The 21944-nt window shown below is 73.4% G+C and carries 15 protein-coding genes and 1 pseudogene; 6 read left to right on the top strand and 10 right to left on the bottom strand.

The features are described 5' to 3' along the window. Positions 1 to 21 precede the first annotated feature (21 nt). The 5 genes from AB0F40_RS14625 to AB0F40_RS14645 form a co-directional block, all read right to left on the bottom strand. Complete coding sequence (locus tag AB0F40_RS14625; RefSeq protein ID WP_357468511.1) at positions 22 to 609, bottom strand: 1-acyl-sn-glycerol-3-phosphate acyltransferase; 588 nt, start codon at positions 607 to 609, stop codon at positions 22 to 24. An 82-nt stretch (positions 610 to 691) separates the two neighbouring features. Beyond that, positions 692 to 1984: an NAD(P)/FAD-dependent oxidoreductase gene (locus tag AB0F40_RS14630; protein WP_357468514.1), complete on the bottom strand. Its 1293-nt coding sequence runs from the start codon at positions 1982 to 1984 to the stop codon at positions 692 to 694. 51 nt (positions 1985 to 2035) lie between these two features. Next, positions 2036 to 2440, bottom strand: coding sequence for a YkvA family protein (locus tag AB0F40_RS14635; protein WP_357468517.1), 405 nt, complete (start codon positions 2438 to 2440; stop codon positions 2036 to 2038). A 124-nt stretch (positions 2441 to 2564) separates the two neighbouring features. Then, the gene (locus AB0F40_RS14640) at positions 2565 to 3248 is read right to left on the bottom strand and encodes a YdcF family protein (protein WP_357468520.1); all 684 of its coding nucleotides are present in this window, start codon (positions 3246 to 3248) and stop codon (positions 2565 to 2567) included. Between the two features lie 190 nt (positions 3249 to 3438). After that, a complete protein-coding gene (locus AB0F40_RS14645) occupies positions 3439 to 3750 on the bottom strand; it encodes a helix-turn-helix transcriptional regulator (protein ID WP_357468523.1) in 312 nt (103 codons plus the stop codon). Positions 3751 to 3928: 178 nt separating this feature from the next. Here AB0F40_RS14645 and AB0F40_RS14650 point away from each other — a divergent pair, with 178 nt between their 5' ends. From AB0F40_RS14650 to AB0F40_RS14660, 3 genes are read left to right on the top strand one after another with little or no spacing between them, the layout of a single operon-like run. Continuing rightward, a complete protein-coding gene (locus tag AB0F40_RS14650; protein ID WP_357468526.1) occupies positions 3929 to 5449 on the top strand; it encodes a DUF3375 domain-containing protein in 1521 nt (506 codons plus the stop codon). Beyond that, the gene (locus AB0F40_RS14655; RefSeq protein WP_357468528.1) at positions 5446 to 6165 is read left to right on the top strand and encodes a DUF4194 domain-containing protein; all 720 of its coding nucleotides are present in this window, start codon (positions 5446 to 5448) and stop codon (positions 6163 to 6165) included. The genes AB0F40_RS14650 and AB0F40_RS14655 overlap by 4 nt, the downstream gene beginning before the upstream one ends. After that, positions 6162 to 10199, top strand: coding sequence for an ATP-binding protein (locus AB0F40_RS14660; RefSeq protein WP_357468531.1), 4038 nt, complete (start codon positions 6162 to 6164; stop codon positions 10197 to 10199). The genes AB0F40_RS14655 and AB0F40_RS14660 overlap by 4 nt, the downstream gene beginning before the upstream one ends. A 103-nt stretch (positions 10200 to 10302) precedes the next feature. On the opposite strand, the gene cofE is transcribed toward AB0F40_RS14660, so the two are convergent. Continuing rightward, positions 10303 to 11094: a coenzyme F420-0:L-glutamate ligase gene (cofE, locus tag AB0F40_RS14665; RefSeq protein WP_357468534.1), complete on the bottom strand. Its 792-nt coding sequence runs from the start codon at positions 11092 to 11094 to the stop codon at positions 10303 to 10305. A gap of 107 nt (positions 11095 to 11201) precedes the next feature. Here cofE and AB0F40_RS14670 point away from each other — a divergent pair, with 107 nt between their 5' ends. Beyond that, positions 11202 to 12713 (top strand): serine/threonine-protein kinase, encoded by a 1512-nt coding sequence (locus tag AB0F40_RS14670; protein ID WP_357468537.1) that lies wholly within the window; start codon positions 11202 to 11204, stop codon positions 12711 to 12713. A 19-nt stretch (positions 12714 to 12732) separates the two neighbouring features. Here the strand turns inward: AB0F40_RS14670 and AB0F40_RS14675 are convergent, their stop codons facing one another. The 4 genes and pseudogenes from AB0F40_RS14675 to AB0F40_RS14690 all read right to left on the bottom strand — a co-directional run. After that, entirely contained in the window at positions 12733 to 13725 is a 993-nt protein-coding gene (locus tag AB0F40_RS14675; RefSeq protein ID WP_357468539.1) for a TIGR03557 family F420-dependent LLM class oxidoreductase, read from the bottom strand. Positions 13726 to 13811: 86 nt separating this feature from the next. Further along, positions 13812 to 14675, bottom strand: a complete 864-nt coding sequence (locus AB0F40_RS14680) for a hypothetical protein (protein WP_357468542.1) — start codon at positions 14673 to 14675, stop codon at positions 13812 to 13814. A gap of 10 nt (positions 14676 to 14685) precedes the next feature. Further along, on the bottom strand, positions 14686 to 14871 hold the full coding sequence (locus AB0F40_RS14685; protein ID WP_357468554.1) for a hypothetical protein: 186 nt from the start codon (positions 14869 to 14871) through the stop codon (positions 14686 to 14688). Between the two features lie 136 nt (positions 14872 to 15007). Continuing rightward, positions 15008 to 15145, bottom strand: a pseudogene (locus AB0F40_RS14690) (hypothetical protein); the annotation flags it as partial. Between the two features lie 98 nt (positions 15146 to 15243). Between AB0F40_RS14690 and AB0F40_RS14695 the strand changes: the two are divergent. Further along, the gene (locus AB0F40_RS14695) at positions 15244 to 18954 is read left to right on the top strand and encodes an ATP-binding cassette domain-containing protein (RefSeq protein ID WP_357468545.1); all 3711 of its coding nucleotides are present in this window, start codon (positions 15244 to 15246) and stop codon (positions 18952 to 18954) included. A gap of 134 nt (positions 18955 to 19088) precedes the next feature. Further along, a complete protein-coding gene (gene valS, locus AB0F40_RS14700) occupies positions 19089 to 21842 on the top strand; it encodes a valine--tRNA ligase (protein ID WP_357468548.1) in 2754 nt (917 codons plus the stop codon). Positions 21843 to 21944 lie beyond the last annotated feature (102 nt).

Consider the following 21944-nt stretch of genomic DNA (forward strand, 5'->3'; position numbering starts at 1 on the left):
GACCCAACAGATATCCAGCACTCAGCTGTCCTGGTCCTCCGAGCGGAGACGCGGCTCCACCCGGTTGGCCGGGTTGACCCCCGACTTGTCCGCGTAGAAGGCCCTGATCACGTCCATGTCGGCGCGCACGTCCCCGGTGAGCTGGATGCTCGGCCCGAGGCCCGCGACCTTGGCCACGCCGTCGACGTATCCGAGCGTCAGGGGAAAGCCGCTCTTCAGCGCGATGCGGTAGAAGCCCGACTTCCAGTAGCCCGAGCCGGCGCCGCGGGTGCCCTCCGGCGTCACGACGAGGTGGAACTCCTCGCCCCGTTCGACGGCCCCGAGGATCTCCTCGACGATGCTGGCCGGATCCTTCCGGTCCACGGGGATCCCGCCGAGAGCGCGCATGAGACCGGCCAGGGGGCCCTTGAACCAGGAGTCCTTGATCAGGAAGCGGATCTTCAGGTCCATGTCGAACGCGATGGCCAGCATCAGGAAGAAGTCCGTGTTGGACGTGTGCGGCGCACCGATGAACACCGTTGGCCGGGTCGGGGCGGGCTCCGAGCGCATCCGGTAGCCGGTACCGGCCCAGATCAGTCGTGCAACGGCCCGGCGGATGGTGCGTGACATCGTCGTCCTCGAGTCAGGGCGGACAGGGTGAGCCTCGGGCGAAAAATCGCCGAGGCGCAATTCTGACAGATCCTGCGGAGGCTCAACGCCCCGTCCGGGCGGCCCACGGCGGGCGCAGCAGCGGCCGCACGGTCCGGCTCGCCAGGCGCAGCAGCCCGCGCGACCCGGCGGACTGCTCGTCGAACAGCATGAGCGCCACGTGCGCCATCGCCGTGTCGGACGCCGCTACGGCACGCGTGGCGATGCCCGCCCAGAGCTTGGAGCGCATCAGCTGCTGCGCCAGGTAGCACTCCCGGTAGTGCCGCCCGAACCGGAGCCTGTGCGCCTGCTCGAACCCGGTCAGCGCCCCGGCAAGCTCCGCGCCCCGCACGGACCCGCCGGCCCGCACCAGCGCCCCGAGATGTTCCGCGAGCTGCACCCCGGCGGCCATCCCGTAGAAGATTCCCTCTCCGCTGAGCGGGTTGATCGTCGCCGCGGCATCACCGAGCAGCACGGCGGACCGCCGGGGGGCCGTCATCGGAGTGCGCGCCGCGGCGTGCGGGAGCTGGTGCGCGGCGACCCGCTCCACCCCGGACACGACGAACCCGCGCCGCTCCAGGTCCGCGACGTACAGGTCGAAGAGGTCGCGCAGCGAGCGCCCGTACCGCGCGGTCTGCCGCTTCAGGTGGTCCACCGGGATGCCGACGCCGAGGTTCGCGCCGTCGTCGGGCAGCGGGAAGACCCAGCCGTAGACCGGCAGGAGCGTCTCGAGGAAGTCGAACCTGAGCGTGTCGCTCACCGGCTTGGCCGGGTGGGTCACCTTCCCGTACGCGCGCATCGCGATGTGGGTGTGCCGCATCGAGGGCCGGGCGACGCCCATCGCTCGCCGGACGCCGGAGTAGGCACCGTCCGCGCCGACGACCAGGTCGAACGTGGCCTCGCCGGTGGACAGCCTGACCCGTTCGGGAGCTGCGGACCCGCCGTCCACCGACGTCATCCCCTCGAACGAGACACCCTCACGGACCTCCGCGCCCGACTCCCGCGCCGCGTCCAGGAGCAGGTCGTCCAGAGCGAGCCGAGGTGCGACGTAGCCGGCGAGGTCGCGGCCCTCCATGATCGGGCCGCGTGCGACGGCCTCCACCCCGCCCGGACCGCTGATCGCCACCGACATCGGCATGTGGAACCGCTCGAGTCGCTCCGCCAGGCCGAGCCCGTCGAGCACCCGCCTGGCACCAGGGCCGAGGCCGTCACCGCACGTCTTGTCACGCGGGAAGGTGGCCTTGTCGACCAGCGTCACGCGCGCGTCCGGCACCTCGCGCCGCAGGGCGATCGCCGTCGCGGCTCCGGTGGGGCCGCCGCCCACGACCAGGATGCGGGGTGCGTTGTTGCCGACCACGCCGCCGACACTAAACCCGCTCCGACCGGCAGGCCAGAGCAGGGGACGACGTCAGCGCTTGTTCCTGCGGTCCGGCGTCACGTCCTCGGCGGTGCCGGGGATCGTCTTGCCCGTCGTGTACGAGCCCGGAGCGGCGGTCGACGAGGGGGCGCCCGGTGCCGTACCGCCCGGCGTCGAGGTACCAGCTCCCGAGCCACCCGTCCCGGTACTGTCCGACGCGGTGTCCCCGGTCGTCCCGGGCACCGGCCGGTGCTTCCGGAAGCGCTGCACTGCCTTGTACAGGGTGACGCCGGCGATGACGATCGCGATCGCGTCGTCCCCGAGGCCGAGCGGCCCCAGGAGGTCCGGCACGAGGTCGATCGGGCTGGCCACGTACCCGGCGCCCGCGATGAACGTGAAGATCTCCTGCCAGGTGAACTTCCTGGGATCCTTGCCCCGCTTGCTTTCCTCGCCCATGCCCGGAACGTAACGGAGAACCGGACGACTCGCCAGGCTCGCCAAGGTTGTACTGCTCGCCCGATTCGTGACGTCCGCCTCAGCCGGCCGGGCGGACGCGGGTCCCCCGCCGGCCCGACGCCGGTCAGACGTCGATCGGGCGGCGGTCCTCCACGAGCCTCGACGTGTAGCCGGCCGCGACGAGCCGGTCGAACGCGCGCATCACCTCGCCGGGCACGTCCTCCTCGTGGGCGATGAAGCCGAGCTCGGCGTACAGCGTGAGGCGCTGCGTCTCGCCGACGAGCATGTCGACCACGCGGTCGGCGTCGCCGATCGTCCGGAGGTACGCGTCGAGCTCCAGGGGCCGGGACACGCACAGCACGTCGACGTCGGGCCACACGACCCGGCAGGTCGCGAACGCACGTCGCTGCTGGTAGGGATGGGAGACGAGCAGCACGGAGGACGGCTCGACCTGGAGCTCGGCGAGCAGCTTGCGGCTGTACTCCAGGTTCTCGCTCGTGTTGGTCGCGGTCGGCTCGACGAGCACGGCCTCGGCGGGCACGCCGCGAGCGATCGCGTGGTCGCGGTAGCCGAAGGCCTCGCCCTCAGGGAAGGCGTCGACAGTGGTGGGCGCGTTGGCACCCGTGAAGACGATCTGCCGGAACAACCCTTCGAGGTAGAGGTCGGCCGTGTAGTCGGCGACACCCAGGTCGTGACCACCCAGGCCGATGCAGACGTCGACCGGTCGGGGCTCGTGCTGCAGGTCGTGGAACGCCCACAGTGTCTCTACGTCCTCCCGCACTTCGGCGGGGATCATGACGTTCGGCATATGACGACCATATTGCTCGGAGGAATGGCGGGCACAACCTGGGCGTGGAGCGACGCCCGAATTCGGTGGTAATTGCGCGCAATGTCACAACCTGCGAGAACGTGCGGACGGCGCCGTCCGCCGGTGTTCTCGCGCCCCCCGCGCAGACATCCCATACCGAGACAAGGTAGTGGACGGAGACGAACTGTCCCTAGCGGCCAGGATCGTCCTCAACCTCCCTCGTCCGCTCAGCGGCGCCGACCCCGACGATGTCGTCCTCGAGCTTGCCCGAGAACAGGTCGTAGTACTGCAGGTGCAGGTGATATCCGGCACCCAGCGCGATGCGGCGGATCATGCCGAGCGTCGGCTCGATCTGCCCGGACTCGATCCGGCTGATCGTCGACGTGGGTACGCCCGCCAGCACTGCCAGTGAACTCATGCTGAGCTCTCGCTCGGCTCGGATCCTGACAACGATCTGGGCTGCTGTGGTGAGCAAGGCGCCCTCCCGTCGACGCTCGGCCATCGAAACGTGCCATGACGCACGACAGGGCTCGCCGGAAAGTAAAGATCAGTTTTCCGGCAAGCCCTGTGAGACCTGACTCTATACGTCTATGCCCGTCGCGGCTCATCGACAGAGCATGTGTCGCATGTTTCCTCCGGGGGTGCCATACCGACACGTTGGCCTACTACCCTCAGCCCTCATGGGTACTGCGAGCACACCGGGTGATGACGCCTCCGTGCCCCGGCAGGCCGCCGGGCACGGGTCGGCTCGTCGCGGCCAGGCGGCGCGCGGCGTGCGCGCGCTCCTCCAGGAGCATCCCGCGTGGGTGCTGCTGCGGTCGAGGAACGCCGCGGCCGCCGTCGTGCTGCTGGACCGCAACCTCGGCGGGTCCCGCCGCAGGCTGCCCGTCGAGCAGCTCGCCGACCGCATCGACGACGACCTGCCAGAGCTCCGCCGCGCGGGCTTCGAGCTGCCCTACTCCGGCTACTTCTACGTCTCGGAATGGATCGACGAGGGCGTTCTCGTCCGGCGCCGCGCACCCCAGACCGCCGGAGAGCCCGGCACCGAGACCCTCGAGCTGTCCGACGGCGCGCTGCTCGCCATCCGCTTCGTCTCCCGCCTGAGCAAACCCCACCCGGCCGTGACGCCGTCGCGGCTCGGGGCGGTGCTCGACGGCCTGCACTCGCTGGCCTCCGATGCCGACCCCGACCCGGAGACCCGCCTCGCCTCCCTGCTGGAGCAGCGCGCCGCCCTCGACGCCAGGATCGAGCGCGCCCGCCGCGGCGACTCCGATGCCCTGCCGCCCGACGCCGCCGCCGAGCGCGCACGCGAGATCCTGGCCCTGGCCGGCGACATCCCCGCCGACCTGGCCAGGGTGCGCACCGAGCTGGAGCGCACCGACCGCGAGCTGCGCCGCCGGCTCCTGGAGTCCGACGGCTCGCGCGACACGTTCCTCGACGACATCTACCGCGGCGTCGACCACCTCGCCGAGTCCGAGGCAGGGCGCGGCCTGGTCGCGTTCCGCGAGCTGCTGCGGCAGGCGGAGCACGCGGCGCAGGACGACGTCGGCCGGGTGCTCGACACCGTCCACCTCGCCCCGGCGGAGGCCTCCGCGCTGCGCCGTCTGCTCCCGAGCCTGCAGGACGCGGCAGACGAGCTCACCGACACCATGAGCGTGCTGCGCCGGGCGCTGCAGCGCATGGTCAGGTCCGGGGAGCTCCCGGCCGAGCGCGCCCTGCGTCGTCTGCTCGGCCAGGCGCAGGACGCCGCCCTCGCCGCGGCCCCCGAGCTCACTCCCGCCACCGAGGTGCGGCTCACGCTGCCGCTCGGTGCCGTCACGCCCCGGTCGGTGGGCGGCTTCCGGCCGCACAACCCGGGCGGCGAGGACGCCGTGGCGCCAACCGCCGCACCTGCCCTGCCGCCCCGGACCGTCTCACTCACGGCGCTGCGCGCCCTGGCCCGCGACTCCGAGATCGACGTGGACGAGCTGCGCGGGCACGTGAACGAGCGGGTCGCGGCCGTCGGCCGGGCCACCATCGCGTCCGTGCTCGCCGCGCACCCAGCCACCCAGGGGGCCGCGAGCGTGGTCGGCCTCCTGACGCTCGCCGAGGGGCACGGAGTGGCCACCGGCAAGAGCGAAGACGTGAACTGGCGGTCCTCGCGCGGCGTCGCGCGGCGGGCCGTACTCCCCCAGAACCAGTTCGAGGAGCATGTCCCGTGACCGAACCCAACGCGACAGGAGCCGGCCCTGCCCGGCCCGGCCCGACGGACCTCCGCAGCGCGCGCCCCGGGCGCCCGGCCGGCAGCGGTACGACGTCGGCGCCGCCCGGCGCCGGGAGCGGCACGGACGGCGACGCCGGCGCGGGTGTCCACCTCTGGCCCGGCGACCACGGCACGCTGCCCGCGCCGGCCCGCCTCGCCCTGGCCCGGCTCGTACGCGGGCCCTACCTCGCCGCCGAGCCCGACCCGGACACCTGGCGCGCGCTCCTGACGAACGAGGACGTCGTCCGCGAGCGCCTCGCCGACCAGTACCTCGACCTGGTGATCGACGCCGACGCGCAGGTCGCGTTCGTGCGGGACGTGCCTGCCCCGGACGCGCCCCAGGTCGTGCGGGAGCTGACGCTCACGTTCCTGGACACGGCACTGCTGCTGCATCTGCGTGCCCTGCTGCTGGACTCGGCGGACGGGCGGGTGGCGATCAGCCGTGACGAGGCCGCCGACCATCTGGGCATGTACCGGCGCCGCGGTGGTGGTTCGCCGATGGACTTCACCCGGCAGCTGGACGCGACGTGGGCCCGGCTGATCGAGTCGGGCATGCTGGAACCCCTCGGCGGGGACCGGTGCGTGGTCTCGCCGGTGCTCCGGACCGTGTTCGGCGCGGACCAGGTAGCGGCGCTGAGCGCCGAGTACGCACGACTGGCGAAGGAGAGCGCATGAAAACGGCCCACCCCGGACAGTGGCGCCTCGCGCGCATCGAGCTGGTCAACTGGGGCACGTTCGCCGGGCACCACGTGGTGCCGGTACCCCGCGAGGGCTTCCTCCTCACCGGCCACTCGGGTTCGGGCAAGTCGTCGCTGGTCGACGCCGTCGCCGCGGTCCTGACCCCGCCGGAGCAGCTGCGGTTCAACGTGGCCGCCGCCGGCACGGGCGCCGAGCGCGAGGCGGGCGACCGGGACGTGGTCTCGTACGTGCGGGGCGCGTGGCGGCACCGCACGGACGAGAGCACGGGCGAGGTGGTGGCCGACCACCTGCGGCCGGGTGCTACCTGGTCGGGCGTCCTGCTGCGGTACTCGAACGGCACCGAGGCGCCCGACGACACGGTGACGCTGGTGCGCCTGTTCCATCTCACGCGGGGTTCGTCGGCCCCCGCGACGCTGCACGTGGTGGTGCCCGCCGAGGTGGGGCTGCTGGACTTCGAGCGGTACGTCCGCTCCGGTCCGGACGCCGCCGGGGTGACCGCCGCCTGGCCCGCTGCGACGGTGAGCGAGCGGCACGGGCCGTTCGCCGCCGCGTTCACGCAGTCGCTGGGGATCGGTTCGGAGCAGGCGCTGGTGCTGCTGCACCGCACACAGTCCGCGAAGAACCTGGGCAGCCTCGACGACCTGTTCCGCGGGCACATGCTGGACGAACCGAGCACGTTCGAGCTGGCGGCCCAGGCGGTGGACCAGTTCGCGGACGTGGCCCGCGCCTATGCCGACATCGAGACGTCACGGCGGCAGATCGAGCACCTGGGCCGTCTGGTGGCTCTGACCAAGGCGTACGACGAGGGTTCGGCGGCGGGGGTCCGTGCCGCGAGCCTGCGGGGATCCCTCGAGACGTTCAAGGACGCGTGGAAGCTCGATCTCGCGCACGGCGCGCTGGCGGAGTCGCGAGCGGCCGAGGAGCGCGCCCAGCACCACCGCCAGGCGGCCGACACCGAGGTCGACGTCGCGGCGAACACGCACCAGCAGGCGGTGAACGTGCTCGGCGCCCGGGGCGGGCAGGCGCTCGCCACGCAGGCCGACCGCCTCCAGCGGGCGGGTGAGATCGCCGCTCTGGTCCGCACCCGGCGTGGTGAGCTCGCCACCGACCTGGAGTCGGTGGGCATGTACATGCCCGAGACGTTCGGGGAGTTCGCGGCACTCAAGGAGAAGGCACGGTGGGAGCTGGGCGGCGCGAAGCCGCTGACCACCGGCGCCGTGCCGACCCTGACGGGCGCCCTGCCCGCCGTCGCGACGGGCCAGCTGTCGGCGGTCCCGACGGGTGCTGTCCCGTCGGTCGGCGCCGGGACGCCGACGGGGGCGGTGCCATCGGTCGCCACGGGGGCCGTGGCCACCGTCGGGCGGTCGCGCGCGCCCGAGGCGCTCGACGCGACGATCCGGGAGACGCTGGCCGCGCGCTCCGCCGTCGGACACCGGCACGAGGCTGTCGCCGCACGGATCCAGGCGGTACGGCAGACCCAGACGAACGTCCCCGCCGAGCTCGCCGCGGCCCGCCGGGCCGTGGCGGAGGCCGCCGGGCTGGACGTATCGGTGCTGCCGTTCGCGGCCGAGCTGCTGCGTGTCCGGGAGGAGGACGCCGACTGGCGTCCCGTGCTGGAGGGGGTCCTGCGGCCGCTGGCCACGCTCGTCCTCGTCGCCCCGGCGCACCGCGCGGCCGTCGCGGGGGCGGTCGCGGCGGGGCCGGGCCTGCGCTACCGCGTGGTCGGCGTGCGCAACGACGCGCCCCGGTCCACCGACGACGCCTCGCTGGTGCACAAGGTCGAGGTGCAGGACGGCCCCATGTCGGGCTGGCTGCACCGGCGCCTGTCGGAGCAGTACGACTACCTGTGCGTCGACGACCCGTCCGGGCTGGACCGGCACGAGCGGGCGGTGACCCGCGAGGGTCTGGTCAAGCACGGGCCGGAGGAGATCGAGCAACCGCTGCTGCCCGGCGTCGAGGACTGGACGCTCGGCTGGGACGCCGACGACCGCCTCGACCAGCTCCTGGAGCTCGCGCGCGAGACGCAGGCCCGACTCGCGGAGGCGGACGCCGCCGTGGCCGACGCCGTTGCCGAGCAGCGCGAGGCCGTGCGTCGCCAGCTCACGCTGCGGCACGTCGCCCGCCGGGAATGGCGTGAGGTGGACATCGAGACGGCCGAGGCGGACCTGACCGACGCGCAGGCTTCGTTCGACCGGCTGCTCGACGGCACGATGGACCTGCTGCAGGCGTCGCAGGACGTCGCGGCGGCCGAGAGCCGGCTGGACCAGGCCCGCGCGGCCGCTGCGGTGGCCGCCGACACCCTGGCCGAGGCGCGCGCCCACCGCCGCTCCCTGGAGCGCGTGGTCACAGAGCTCGGCGACGCCCCGACCAGCCCGATCCCTCTCGCGCACCGCGAGGAGCTGGAGAAGCGGTACGCCGCCGTCCGCAAGACGGTGACGCACGAGGTGATCGACGACGTCTCGCTCACCGTGTCGCGCACGCTGGACGCCGAACGCGAGGCCGGGCTGCGCACCTCGGGCGCTGCCGAACGAGAGATCGTCGGGCTGCTGGCCGAGTTCCGGCGGCGCTGGCCCGCCATCACCCGCGACCTGACGGCGCAGGTCGGCGACCGGTCCCGGTACCTGGAGGTGCTGGAGCGCATCCGCACGTCCCGCCTGCCGGAGCAGGAGGTGCGGTTCTCCGACCTCCTCACCGACCAGGCGCGGCGCGCGCTGCGCAAGCTCGCCGCCGAGATCCGGCAGGCACCGGCGGCAATCCGCGAACGGATAGTCGGGGTCAACACCTCCCTGCGCCGCTCCCCCTTCGACACCGACCGGTTCCTGGAGATCCGCGTCAAGGAACGGCGCCCCGCGGCCGTGGAGGAGTTCCTCGCGACCCTCGACGCCCTCACGGGCGACACCGAGCCGGAGTACGAGGTGCTGGAACGTCTGGTCCGCCGGCTCGGTTCGAGCGACCACGCCGACCGCGCGTGGCGGTCCCTGTGCCTGGACACCCGGCGGCACGTGCACTTCACCGGCGTCGAGGTCACAGCGGGCGGCATCGCGCTGGCCGTGCACGACTCGTCCGCCGGTCTCTCCGGCGGACAGCGCCAGAAGCTCGTCGTATTCTGCCTGGCCGCGGCCCTGCGGTACCAGCTGGCCGGGACGTCGGACTCGGGAACGCCCGCCTACGGCTCGATCCTCCTGGACGAGGCCTTCGACAAGGCGGACACCGCCTTCACCCGCACCGCCATGGACACGTTCGCGGCGTTCGGGTTCCACATGATCCTGGCCACGCCGCTCAAGCTGCTGCAGACCCTCGAGGACTACGTGGGCGGCATCGGTCTGGCGACCTGCCGCGAGCTGCGGGAGTCGCGCGTGGACGTGGTCCTGCTGGAGTCCCCGCTGCCCGACGTCGACCCGGTCGCCTCGGCGACCCGGCGCGGCGCGGGTGAGGGCTCGCCGGGTGGGGGCTCGCCGGGTGGGGGCTCGCCGGGCGGGCCGGTACCGGCTGCGCCTCCCGCGCCCACCGTGCAGGTGCCTGCCCCTGCGGCACCGGCACCACAGATACCTGCCGCTGCGGCACCGGCGCCACAGGTGCCCGGTCTGCCGACACCTGGCGCGCCGGCGACCGGACCGCTGACATCTACCGCCGCGGCGCCCGCGCCGCGGGCGCCTGCACCGGAGACACCCGCTGCGACCGGATCGACCGGGTCGACCGACCCGTCCGGAGCGATTCCGCTCCCGGTCCCGGCCGCGGTCGCTCCGGCTCCGGCTCCGGCCTCAGGCACTCCCGCTCCGGCCTCAGGCGCTGACACCCCGGCACGTGAGCCCGCCGTGCCCCCGCCCCCGCCGGCTCCGCCCTCAGAGCCGCCTCCGGAGCAGGCCGGGCCGTCGGCAGAGCCGCCTCCGCCGTCGGCCGCCGGGGAAGAGACCGAGCCAGAACCGGACTGGTCGGTGACCGTCACCGCCGAGGACGGCGACGCCCCGTCACCGGTCGCGCGGATGACCTCCCGCCGCCCGTCGCTGTAACGAGCAACAACCCGGTCTCCGGTACTGACTCGCCGTACCTGGTACCGCGAGTCAGTACCGCAGGCCCACTAGCTCGCTGCCTCGCCGTTCCGAGTACCGCCGGTCAGCTGGCAGGTCCGGCGTCCGCCCGGCCGTCGGTGAGGCCGCGGGCGTAGGCCTCTGCGGAACCCTCGCGGAACAGGTCGTCGGCACTGCTGCGCACCAGGACACGGGCGCCCGGGCCGTCGTCGGCGGTGACGTGGTGGCCCATGCCGCGCACGACGGCGACGGCGCGCCCGGTCGACTTGCCCCGGACCAGCTCGGAGGCGGCGGCGATCTCGTCGACGACAGCGGTGACCGTCACGTTCAGCGGGCGGCCGTGGGCGTCGACGCTGCCCCGCAGGTCGTCGGTGGGCGTGATCCCTGCGCAGCCGATCGCTATGTCGACAAGGGCGTCGCGCCAGGGCCGGCCGGCGGTGTCGGTGACGACCACTCCGATCCGACGCAGGCCCAGGCGCTGGGTGAGCGCCGCACGGATCGTCCGGGCCGAGACGTCCGGATCGACAGGCAGCAGCAGGACCGTGCCCTCCGGGGTGTTGCTCGCGTCCACGCCCGCCGCGGCCATGACCAGGCCGAGCTTGTTCTCGACGATCCGCAACGGTGGCAGGCCAGGACGTTCCCGCTGGGCGACCACGCGGACGGTCTCGTCGGTGATGGCCTGCTCCCGATCGGCAGCCGCTATCACCCGCCCCTCCGCCTTGGACACGATCTTCGAGGTCACGACGACGACGTCGCCGTCGCGCGGCCGGTCCTGCTCGTCCTGCCCGGTCAAGAGGTCGGCGACGAGCTCGCCGAGGTCGTCGCCGGGGCTGATCTCGGGCAGCCCGTCGGGGGCCCAGATGCTGAGTCTCTCCACGGGACCATCCTCACACCGCGGCGGTTCACCCGGGTGCGGTAATCTGCCAGGCGGCTACGCCACATATACCTGGTTCGTGCGGTGATCAACAGGGGGGGAAGCGTCCGGTGTTGCACGACCCACTCGCCCAGGGGACGGTGTCCGGACCGGAGCCTGCGGCCCTGCGCCCCGGCGAGCCCCGCACCATCGGGCCGTTCCGGGTCCGGAGCCGGCTCGGCAGCGGGGGTATGGGCGACGTCTACCTCGGCACCGCGCGCCGCGGACAGCAGGTGGCCATCAAGCTGATCCGGGGCGCCCAGCTCGACGACGACGAGTTCCGCGCACGCTTCCGCCGCGAGGTGCGTGCCGCCGCCAAGGTACGCAGCCGGTTCATCGCCAACCTGATCGACGCCGACCCCGACGCGGAGCTCCCGTGGCTCGCCACCGAGTACGTGCCAGGGCCGACCCTCGCGCAGGCGCTGGCCGCCCAGGGACCGCTGTCGGAGGCGGACGTGCTGCGCCTGGTCGCGGGCGTCGGGGAGGCGCTGCACGAGATGCATCGCGTCGGGCTGGTGCACCGCGACGTCAAGCCGGCCAACGTGATCCTCGGCCCGGACGGTCCGTGCCTGATCGACCTCGGCGTGGTCGCCACCATCGACGCGACGCGGCTGACCCTGACCGGGCAGCCGGTCGGCACCCCGGTGTACATGGCTCCTGAGCAGGCCTCTGGCAGCCGCGCGACGTCGGCCGCCGACATCTGGGCGCTGGGTGCGCTGGCCTATTACGCCGCCACCGGCAACCGGCTCTTCGACGGCGACCATCCCGCCGTGGTGCTGTACCGGGTCTCGGCCGAGGAACCCGCTTACGGCGACGCTCCCGCATACCTGCGCCCGCTCCTCGACGCCTGCCTCGTCAGGGATCCGGGCGGGCGCCCGTCCCTCGACGCGATCCTGCGTTCGCTCGGCGTGCCAGACCCTGCCGGTGCCACGCTCCTCACCGGACCGCCGAGCCCGGCGCGGGGCGGCGCACGCGCTGCCCGACGGCGGCGCCGGCGCAGCCCCCTGGTCGTCCTCGGTTCGGTAGCGGCCGCAACGGCGGTCCTGGCTGCCGTGGCGTTCGGCGCCTGGACCGGCCTCACCGGGGGTGACCAAGAGCGCGACCCCGCCGGGCAAACGCAGACCACCGCGCCGCCCTCGGCCCAGCCGAGCGAGCCGGCGCAGCCGAGCGCCGAGCCCGCGACGGACCAGCCGGACACGGCGGCGGACGGGAGCCAGGGCAGCCCGTGGGCCCAGGGGACCGAGCAACGCCTGGCCGACGGCTCGTGCTGGCTCGTCAGCGTCGACGGGGTGCGGGGGCGGCTGGCCACGCTGACGCTCTCGTGCGACCAGGTGGGGACGACCACGTACCAGTACCCGACGCCGAACCGGTGGCTCCGGATCTACGCGATCGGTCAGGACGGGACCGTCGCGCGCAGCGAGCCGGCGGACGCCGGCGCGCAGGACACGTTCTGGGCCCTCGGCAACCTCGACGACCGGGCGCCCGTCACCGCCACCGTGACCCTGCCGGACGTCGGACCGCTGGCCGCCGTGGCCGTGCAGAACACGGAGAGCGCGGGCTGGTACTGGGCGGCAGCTCCCTGACGCACCGGGCGGTCGGCAGTCACCGCACCAGCTTCGGCAGCACCTCGCGGCCGAACGTCTCGATCCACTCGCGCTGGTTGCGGCCCACGTTGTGCAGGTAGATGCGGTCGAAGCCGAGGTCCAGGTACCGCTGGATCGACGCCCGGTGCTCGTCCGGGTCGGCGGAGATGAGTACTCGCCCCTCGAAGTCCTCCGGACGCACCATGCGCGCCAGCTGCGCGAAGTCGTGCGGCGACCGGATGTCCGACCGCGGGAACCGCATGCCGCCCACCGGCCACTCGGTCAGGGCGTTGGCGACCGCCTCTTCGTGCGTGGGCGCCCAGGAGAGGTGCAGCTGCAGCGCCTTCGGCAGCTGCCCCGGGTCGCGGCCGGACTCGCGGGCGCCGTCCGCGAATCTCGTGAGCAGCGACGACATCCGCTCCAGGGGTGCCGCCTGCGTGATGAGCCCGTCCGCCGTCCGCCCGGCGCGGCGGGCGGTGACCGGGCCCGCCGTCGCGACCAGGATCTCGGGGGCCACCTCCGGCATGGTCCACAGGCGCGTCGACTCCAGCTTGAAGTACGTTCCCGAGTGCTTGACGTCCCGCCCGGCCAGTGACCCGGCGAACAGCTTCTTGATGATCTCGACGGCCTCGAACATGCGGTTGATCCGCTCGGCGGCCTCGGGCCAGTACCCACCCACGACGTGCTCGTTGAGCGCCTCCCCCGAGCCGACACCCAACCAGTGCCGGCCCGGGTTCATCGCCGCGAGCGTCGCCGACGCCTGTGCGACCACCGCGGGGTGCCACCGGAACGTCGGCGCCGTGACCGGCCCCAGATCGCCGGTCGTGTGCTCCGCCGCCGCGGCGAGCACGTTCCACACGAAGCCTGCCTGCCCCTGGTGGGGGGTCCAGGGCTGGAAATGGTCGGCCGCCATGACGCCGGAGAAGCCGTGCGCCTCAGCGAGCGCCGCCAGCTCCACCGCCGTCCGGGGCGCGAACTGTTCGAGCATCGCGGCATAGCCGATGGTCACCACGCGGACCAGCCTAGACGGCGAGGCTCACCCCACGGGTCAGGTCCTCAGGCCGCTCGGGTGACCTGAGGACCCGGCACGTGGCGAGGTCAGAGCCGGCCGTGCAGCCGCAGCGTCTGCAGGGCGCTCAGGGTGACGATGCCGCGCCACTCCACGGTCTGGCCCGGCGACCAGTGCTGGAAGTCGAAGTCCCAGCCGCCGTCCTCGAGCTGCTCGGCCTCCAGCCGGTCCAGCTCCGCCGAGATCTGCCCTGAGGAGAACAGCGCCCGGCTCGGCGATCCTGGCCTCGCGGACAGCTGCAGCGGCGTGAGCTTCTCGTCGCTCTGCCCGCCGTCGACGGCGATGGACCCGTCGTCGCGCAGAGCCGGGCGCAGGCGCTCGACGGCGGTGGCTGCGCGGTCCGGCTCAGGCACCGCGTCGAGGAAGTTCAGCGCGAACAGGACGGTGTACCCGTCCACTGGAGTCTCGCCCTCCAGCTGGTCCCAGCACCACGTCGTCGCGGCGTCGAGCCACGGGTGGTGCAGGCCGAGCTCCCACAACCGCGCGGTGACGGCGAACGTGAGGAACCCGTTCTCGTTCGGCTGCATCCACGGCGCCGCCGGGTAGTCGGCGGCGGTCGGCAGCACGTGCGGCACCCGACCGTCCGGCAGGGCTACCGAGGCCAGCCAGTCGGCGGTCTCCGTGGCCAGCCGCGTGACTGCCGGGTCGGCCGCTGTCCCCAGCTCTGCGAGCACCTCGAGCGCCGACAGGGCTCCCGAGACCTGGCTGTCGGGCCCACGCAGGTCGGGTTCCAGGGCGTGACCCCACCCGCCGTCGTCGTTCCGGTAAGGACGCAGGGCGTCCAGGACACGGCGGCCCGGTGCGTCGCGGAAGAGCACCGCGAGGCGGTGGCGCTCCAGCAAGCGGGCGTCGTCGTGGATGAACCGCTCGGCGGCGGCGAGGTCGATGCTCATGGTCTCGACGTTATGCGGCCGTCAGGGCGGCGTCTTCCAGAAATCGGACGGGTGTGCGGCCGGTCAGCCGACGCACCTCGTCGGACATGTGGGCCTGGCTCGCGTACCCGGCCAGCGCCGCACGGTCCGCGAGCGGGGACGGCGCGCCGGAGGACAGCCCGATCAGCCGCCGCAGCCGGGCCACCCGGCCGAGCATCTTGGGTCCGTACCCGACGGCGGCGACGGTGCGGCGGTGCAGGTGCCGCCGGGGTTGCGCCGCGCACGGCGACGACCGGGCCGGTGTCGGCGCCGACCACCACCAGCTCGCCGTCGAGCCGGACCAGGTCCACGCAGCCGTCGGGGATGATCCGCTGCTCGTGACCGGGCGGCGCGTCGTGCTCCCACAGGCAGGCCACCACCGGCAGCAGGCCGGTCGGCGGAGCGAGCTCACGGTAGGTCACGAGATCAACGCTACGTGGAGCCACCGACACCGCCGCGTACCCGACGCACAGGTCACCCGAGCGTCGGACACGTCGAGGGTGACGTCGCAGGTCAGGTCTGTGTCAGTGGCCGGTGGCAGAGTCGTGGCATGCCCCACGTCCCGGCTCGGCCGAGCCGTCGAACCGCCCACGCACGCGACCAGCGCCGCACCTCGTGGCGTCGCCGCGCGCTGCGGGTCGCCGCGGTCGCGGTCCCGGCCGCGCTGCTGGCGGCGGGGGCGTCGTCGTACGCCGCCGTGGTGACCGGCCGGATGGCCGCTGCGCCGGCCCGGGACACGCTGATCGTGCTCGCGGCGGTGAGCGCGGCAGTCATCGTGCTGGACGCCGTGACCTGGCTGGTCGTGCAGCGCGGCGTGGCCCGCGCGGAGGCCACGCTCCGCTCCGACCTCGCCGCCGCGGCGCTCGGCCAGCCGCTGCCCACGCTCGAGGAGCAGGCGGTGGGCGAGCTCCTGGACCGGGTCAACGGCGATCCGGAACGGCTCACCCGCGCGATCAGCGGTATCGGCATCACCCTGGGGCAGGCTGCGATCAGCCTCGTGGTCGGGTGGGTGGCCGCAGGTCTGGTGTGGTGGCCGGCCTGGGTGGCGTTTCCGCTGGTGGCGACCGTCGTGCTGGTGTTCGCCCGCCGGTCGGCCCGGCCCTTGCGCGACCTGAGCCGGCTCAGCTCCGAGGCGGTCTCGGACCACATGGCCCAGCTCGAGGAGGCGGTGGCCGCCCGGGACGACCTGCGCACCGCCGACGGTCAGCGGTACGTGCTGCGGCGCTACGCCGAGCTGGCCGCGCGCCAGATCCGGCTCCGGGAGGAATGGTCAGTCGCCTTCTCCCGCGTGCGGCTGCGGACCGAGCTGCCGCTCGACGCCCTGGTCGGCGCCGTCCTCGTGGGCGGGGTGTGGGCCGTCACGGGCGGCACGCTCGACGTCGCGCGGCTGGTCACGCTGTGGCTGCTCGTCACGGGGTTCGTGGGGCGGGTGGACGTCCTGGGCCGCCTGCTGCCCAGGCTCGAGGAGGCGGTCGGCACGTTCCAGCGGGTGCGCGACCTGCTGGCCAGGCCACAGGAGCCAGTCGGCGGAGCTTCCTTCCCCGGCACCCCGGGGGCACCCGGTCGGGAGGCCCCCGATCCCAAGGCACCCGGTCCGGCCGCCCCCGGCCGGGAGACACCTGCCCGGCCTTCCGGCGTGACCGTCGAGCTGCGGGATCTCACCTTCGCGTACGGCGGCGGGTTCAGCCTGGGCCCGCTCTCCCTGACGATCCCTGCGGGCAGCACGTGCGCGCTCGTGGGCCGGACGGGATCGGGCAAGACGACCCTGACCAAGATGCTGTCCCGCGCGATCGACCCGCCCAAGGGAACCGTCTTCCTGGACGGTCAGGACGTCACCGGCCTGGACGTGCACGAGCTGCGCACCCATGTCGGCGTGGTCGGGCAGCGTACCGAGATCCTGGCCGCGACCCTCGCCGACAACATCACGCTCTGGGCGCCGGTACCGACAGAGCGGGTCGAGGAGGCGGTGGACGCGCTCGGCCTGCGGGCCTGGGTGGGGTCGCTGCCCCAGGGCCTGGACACCCGCCTGGGACCCGACGGTGTGACCCTGTCGGCCGGGGAGGAGCAGCTGGTCGCCTTCGCGCGACTCCTGGTGCGCGACGTCGAGGTGGTCGTGCTCGACGAGGCGACCGCACGGATGGACCCGGCGACGGCGGAACGGGTCACCCTGGCCACGCAGGCCCTCCTGGCGGGGCGGACGGCGGTGGTCGTCGCACACCGTCTGCCCACGGCGCGGCACGCCGACACGGTGGCTGTGCTCGACGGAGGCCGGCTCGTGGAACACGGCCCCTGGGACTTGCTCGCCGCGTCGGACGGGCACTTCTCGCGGTTGGTCGCCGCGGCCGGGCTCGGGGACGGGGACGCCGAAGGACCGACCGGACCGGTCGACCGCGCGGCCGGCGGCGAGCGAGCCAGGCGGGTGCCAGAACCGGGACCGTCCGCGGTGGCCGCCCGCGCCCCGACCACCGCGACCGCCCCGACCACCGCCGGCTCCGCCCGGGCCGGTCACGGTGCCAGGGCCGACCCACCGGCCCGCACGTCGATGGTGCGCGCCGTGTGGAGCACGCTGCGTGCCCGGCCGCTCGGCCTGCTGCTCCCGGCCGTCGTGTGGGAGCTCACGGACTACCTCACCTCGACGGGACTCGTCGTCGGCTGGCTGTGGGCGTCGCTCGTCGTGGACCTGGAGCAGGGCTCGGCGCCCTGGCTGCTGGCGTGCGCCATCCTGGCGGCCGTGGTGGCCAACACGCTGCTGCCGTTCACGGTCCGCCTGACCAGCGCACGCTGGTGGGCCGACTCGCGCCTGCGGCTGCGCCTCGCCGTCCTGCGCGGGCAGACGGCCCAGCGGCGCACCGTCCGCGACGCACCCGGCGAGATCGCCGCCCGCGCGCAGGAGGAGTACCGGCTCACCGGCCACACTCAGGCCTGGCGCGAGCTCGTCACGGCACCGGTCACGCTCGGGCTGCTCGTGGTGCTGAGCGACAGCCTGCTGGCGGGCGCGATCGGACTCACCATGGCTGCCGTGATGTGCGCGGCGCAGGTACTCGGCAGCCGATCCGTCGCGGCTGCCGCGCGGCAGGCGGGTGACGCCGCAGCGGAGCTGGGCCGGCTGCTCGGGTCGGCCCTCGACGCCGTGCGCACCGTGAAGCTCTCGGCCTCCACCAGCGGCGTGCTGGCCCAGGTCGCGCGGGTGGACGGACGCCGCGTGCTGGCATCGCTGCGCGAGGAACGGACCGACTTCCTCGTCGGGCTCGCACCGTCCGTGCTGAGCCGGATCGCGACGGTCCTGGCGTGGGCGCTGCACCTGAACGGCACGTGGTCGCTGGGCACCACCCTCCTGGTCAGCACCTCGATCGGCACCTTCAGCTGGATCGGGTACGGCCTGGGCCAGCTCGTGACCAGCGCCGCCTCCGCCCGCCGGTGGGTCGAGGTCACGTCCCGGTACGCCGGTACGGAGCGCCTGGCCGACGTGCCCGACGACGTCGACCTGTTCGCCGGCACGGCGGTCCCGGCGGGACGCACCGCGCCGGACGGGCGGCCCCGGAGCGCGCCGACGACCGGCCCCGCCGCGGCGTCGGACGGTCTGCGCGAGCTGCGCCTCGACGGCCTCAGCGCGACGCACGACGACGGCACGGTGGGCGTCGCGGGTGTCGATCTCACCGTGCGGCGCGGCGAGCTGGTGCTCGTGGTGGGGCGTGTCGGCTCCGGGAAGTCGTCCCTGCTGGGGGCCATGTCGGGCCTCGTCGATGCCGGCGGACGGCTGACCTGGAACGGCGCGGAGGTCACGGATCCGGAGACGTTCCTGCGCCCGCCCCGCGTGGCGCACGTCGCCCAGGTGCCGCACGTCGTGTCGGGGACCCTCGCCGACAACGTGCGGCTCGATCACGACCGCCCGGTGACCGGGCCGGTCGGCGCGGCGGGGCTGGATCGCGACGTCGCCGAGGCGGGTGGCACCGACACTCTGGTGGGGCACCGCGGCCTACGGCTCTCGGGCGGGCAGGTCCAGCGGCTCGGCCTGGCCCGTGCGCTGGCCACCGGCTCCGAGCTGCTCCTCGTGGACGACGTCTCCTCGGCCCTCGACTCCGTCACGGAGGCCGAGGTCTGGTCAGGGTTACGGGCCGCCGGCACCACGGTGGTCGGCACGACGTCGCGCGCGGCCACGCTCGCGACCGCCGACCGGGTGGTGGTGCTCGACGGCGGACGCGTCGCCGCCGTCGGACCGTGGAGTGACCTGGAAGCACGCTGGTCCCACCTGGCCGGCTGACGTACCGCTGGCCGGACCTGCCGAGACCCGGCGCTCGACCATCCTGTCGTCCCGGAGCCAGGCGCTCGAAGACGCCGCCGACACCTGTGGAAAACGTGCATCTCGGCTTGCTCGAATCTGGGACACTGGTGCGCATGAGCACTCCTGCCTCCTCCGGGCCGACGGACCCGGCCGCGACCACACCAGCCCTCGACTCTCCGGCCACCTCGGTAGCCGGCGCCGATGTCGTACGCGCGGTGGTCAAGGAGGTACCGGACAAGGTCAGCACGGACGGCCTCGAGACCAAGTTCGACGAGCGCTGGACCGCCGAGCAGACCTTCGCGTTCGACCGCACCAAGACGCGCGACGAGATCTACTCGATCGACACGCCGCCGCCCACGGCCTCGGGCTCCCTGCACGTGGGGCACGTGTTCAGCTACACGCACACCGACATCGTGGCGCGCTTCAAGCGCATGCGCGGCCTCGAGGTCTTCTACCCCATGGGCTGGGACGACAACGGGCTGCCGACCGAGCGCCGCGTCCAGAACTACTACGGCGTGCGCGTCGACCTGTCGCTGCCCTACGACCCGGACTTCACGCCGCCGTTCGAGGGCACCGGCAAGAGCGTCAAGGCCGCCGACCAGGTTCCGATCAGCCGCCGCAACTTCGTCGAGCTGTGCGAGCGCCTGACGGCCGAGGACGAGAAGCAGTTCGAGGAGCTGTGGCGCCGCCTCGGCATCTCGGTGGACTGGGCGCAGACGTACCAGACCATCGGTGACGGCTCGCGCGCCACGGCGCAGCGGGCGTTCGTGCGCAACCTGCAGCGCGGCGAGGCGTACCAGGCCGAGGCACCGGGGCTGTGGGACGTCACGTTCCAGACCGCGGTGGCCCAGGCCGAGCTGGAGGCGCGGGACTACCCCGGTCACTTCCACAAGGTCGGGTTCCACCAGGCCGACGGCGAACCCGTCTACATCGAGACCACCCGGCCGGAGCTGATCCCCGCCGTCGTCGCGCTCATCGCGCACCCCGACGACGAGCGCTACCAGCACCTGTTCGGCACCACCGTGCGGTCGCCGCTGTTCGGCGTCGAGGTCCCCGTGCTCGCGCACCACCTGGCCGAGCCCGACAAGGGCGCGGGCATCGCGATGTGCTGCACGTTCGGTGACCTCACCGACGTGCAGTGGTGGCGCGAGCTGCAGCTGCCGACCCGCTCGATCATCAACCGCGACGGCCGCATCACGCGCGAGGTTCCGGAGTGGCTGCCGGCCGGCCCTGGCGCCGAGCTGTTCGAGGCCGAGGTCGCGGGCAAGACGACCTTCAGCGCCCGCAAGGCGGTCGTCGACGCGCTCACGGCGTCGGGCGACATGCCGACCGAGCCGGTGGCCACGCAGCGCAAGGCCAACTTCTTCGAGAAGGGCGACAAGCCCCTCGAGATCGTGACCTCGCGCCAGTGGTACATCCGCAACGGCGGCCGGGACAAGGAGCTGCGCGAGGAGCTGCTGGCCCGTGGCAAGGAGCTCGACTTCCACCCGGACTTCATGCGGGTGCGGTACGAGAACTGGGTCAACGGCCTCAACGGCGACTGGCTCGTGAGCCGCCAGCGCTTCTTCGGCGTCGCGATCCCGCTGTGGTACCCGGTCGACGCGAACGGCGAGGTCGACTACGACCACCCGATCGTGCCGGCCGAGGAGTCGCTGCCGATCGACCCGACCTCGCAGGCGCCCGCCGGCTACACGGAGGACCAGCGCGGCCAGGTCGGCGGCTTCATCGGTGACGCCGACGTCATGGACACCTGGGCCACCTCGTCCCTGACCCCGCAGATCGTGGGCGGCTGGGAGCGGGACCAGGACCTCTTCGACCGCGTGTACCCGATGGACCTGCGCCCCCAGGGCCAGGACATCATCCGCACGTGGCTGTTCTCCTCCGTGGTGCGCTCGCACCTGGAGAACAAGGTGCTGCCGTGGAAGAACGCGACGATCAGCGGCTGGATCCTCGACCCGGACCGCAAGAAGATGTCGAAGTCCAAGGGCAACGTCGTCACGCCCATGGACCTGCTCGTGGAGCACGGCTCAGACGCGGTGCGGTACTGGGCGGCGTCGGCTCGCCTGGGCACCGACGCGGCGTTCGAGGTGGGGCAGATGAAGATCGGTCGCCGCCTGGCGATCAAGGTCCTCAACGCCTCGAAGTTCGCTCTGTCGTTCGGCGGCGGCGCGGGCAGCGAGATCGCGCTCGACCCGGCGGCCGTGACGGTCGCCCTGGACCGGTCGATGCTGGCCGGCCTGGCGGGCGTCGTCGAGCAGGCCACTGCCGCGCTCGAGGCGTACGACCACACGCGCGCGCTCGAGCTCACCGAGACGTTCTTCTGGGCCTTCTGCGACGACTACCTCGAGCTCGTCAAGGACCGCGCGTACGGCGCGGGTGCCGATTCGGCGAACCTCTCCCCCGAGACGACGTCGGCTCGCACCACCCTGGCGATCGCGCTCGACACCATGCTGCGGCTCCTTGCGCCCTACGTCCCGTTCGCCACGGAAGAGGTCTGGTCCTGGTGGCGCGAGGGTTCGGTGCACCGCGCCGAGTGGCCCGTCGCGGAGCCCCTGCGCGCGGCATCCGGCGACGCCGACCCGGCCGACCTCGCGGCGGCCGGCCACGCCCTGGCGGCGCTGCGCAAGGTGAAGTCCGAGGCCAAGGCGTCGATGCGCACGCCGATCGTGGCTGCGTCGCTCGCGGTGCCCGCCGGTTCGCTCACCGCTGTCGAGACCGCGGTCGAGGACATCAAGGCTGCCGGTCGCGTCACCGGGGTGCTCGACCTGGTTCCTGCCGCCGACGGCCAGGGCGACCAGGCGGTCCAGGGCGGGATGGTCGTGACCTCGAGCGAGCTGGGCGAGGCCCCGCCTCGCAACAAGGGCTGAGCACGCTCCTCGCCGAGGAGGACCTTGGCGAGACTGAACGGGGGCGGTGGGGGGGTTGAGCACCCCCCCCCCCCGATTGTGTAGCCCCGCGGGCCGCGGGGC

Source organism: Promicromonospora sp. NPDC023987 (genome assembly GCF_040639055.1).
GTDB lineage: Bacteria > Actinomycetota > Actinomycetes > Actinomycetales > Cellulomonadaceae > Promicromonospora.

Coding starts and splice junctions, on each gene's coding strand:
- AB0F40_RS14625 (WP_357468511.1), bottom strand. CDS start 609: ATGTCACGCACCATCCGCCGGGCCGTTGCACGACTGATCTGGGCCGGT.
- AB0F40_RS14635 (WP_357468517.1), bottom strand. CDS start 2,440: ATGGGCGAGGAAAGCAAGCGGGGCAAGGATCCCAGGAAGTTCACCTGG.
- AB0F40_RS14640 (WP_357468520.1), bottom strand. CDS start 3,248: ATGCCGAACGTCATGATCCCCGCCGAAGTGCGGGAGGACGTAGAGACA.
- AB0F40_RS14645 (WP_357468523.1), bottom strand. CDS start 3,750: ATGGCCGAGCGTCGACGGGAGGGCGCCTTGCTCACCACAGCAGCCCAG.
- AB0F40_RS14650 (WP_357468526.1), top strand. CDS start 3,929: ATGGGTACTGCGAGCACACCGGGTGATGACGCCTCCGTGCCCCGGCAG.
- AB0F40_RS14660 (WP_357468531.1), top strand. CDS start 6,162: ATGAAAACGGCCCACCCCGGACAGTGGCGCCTCGCGCGCATCGAGCTG.
- AB0F40_RS14680 (WP_357468542.1), bottom strand. CDS start 14,675: ATGAGCATCGACCTCGCCGCCGCCGAGCGGTTCATCCACGACGACGCC.
- AB0F40_RS14685 (WP_357468554.1), bottom strand. CDS start 14,871: ATGCTCGGCCGGGTGGCCCGGCTGCGGCGGCTGATCGGGCTGTCCTCC.
- AB0F40_RS14695 (WP_357468545.1), top strand. CDS start 15,244: ATGCCCCACGTCCCGGCTCGGCCGAGCCGTCGAACCGCCCACGCACGC.
- valS (WP_357468548.1), top strand. CDS start 19,089: ATGAGCACTCCTGCCTCCTCCGGGCCGACGGACCCGGCCGCGACCACA.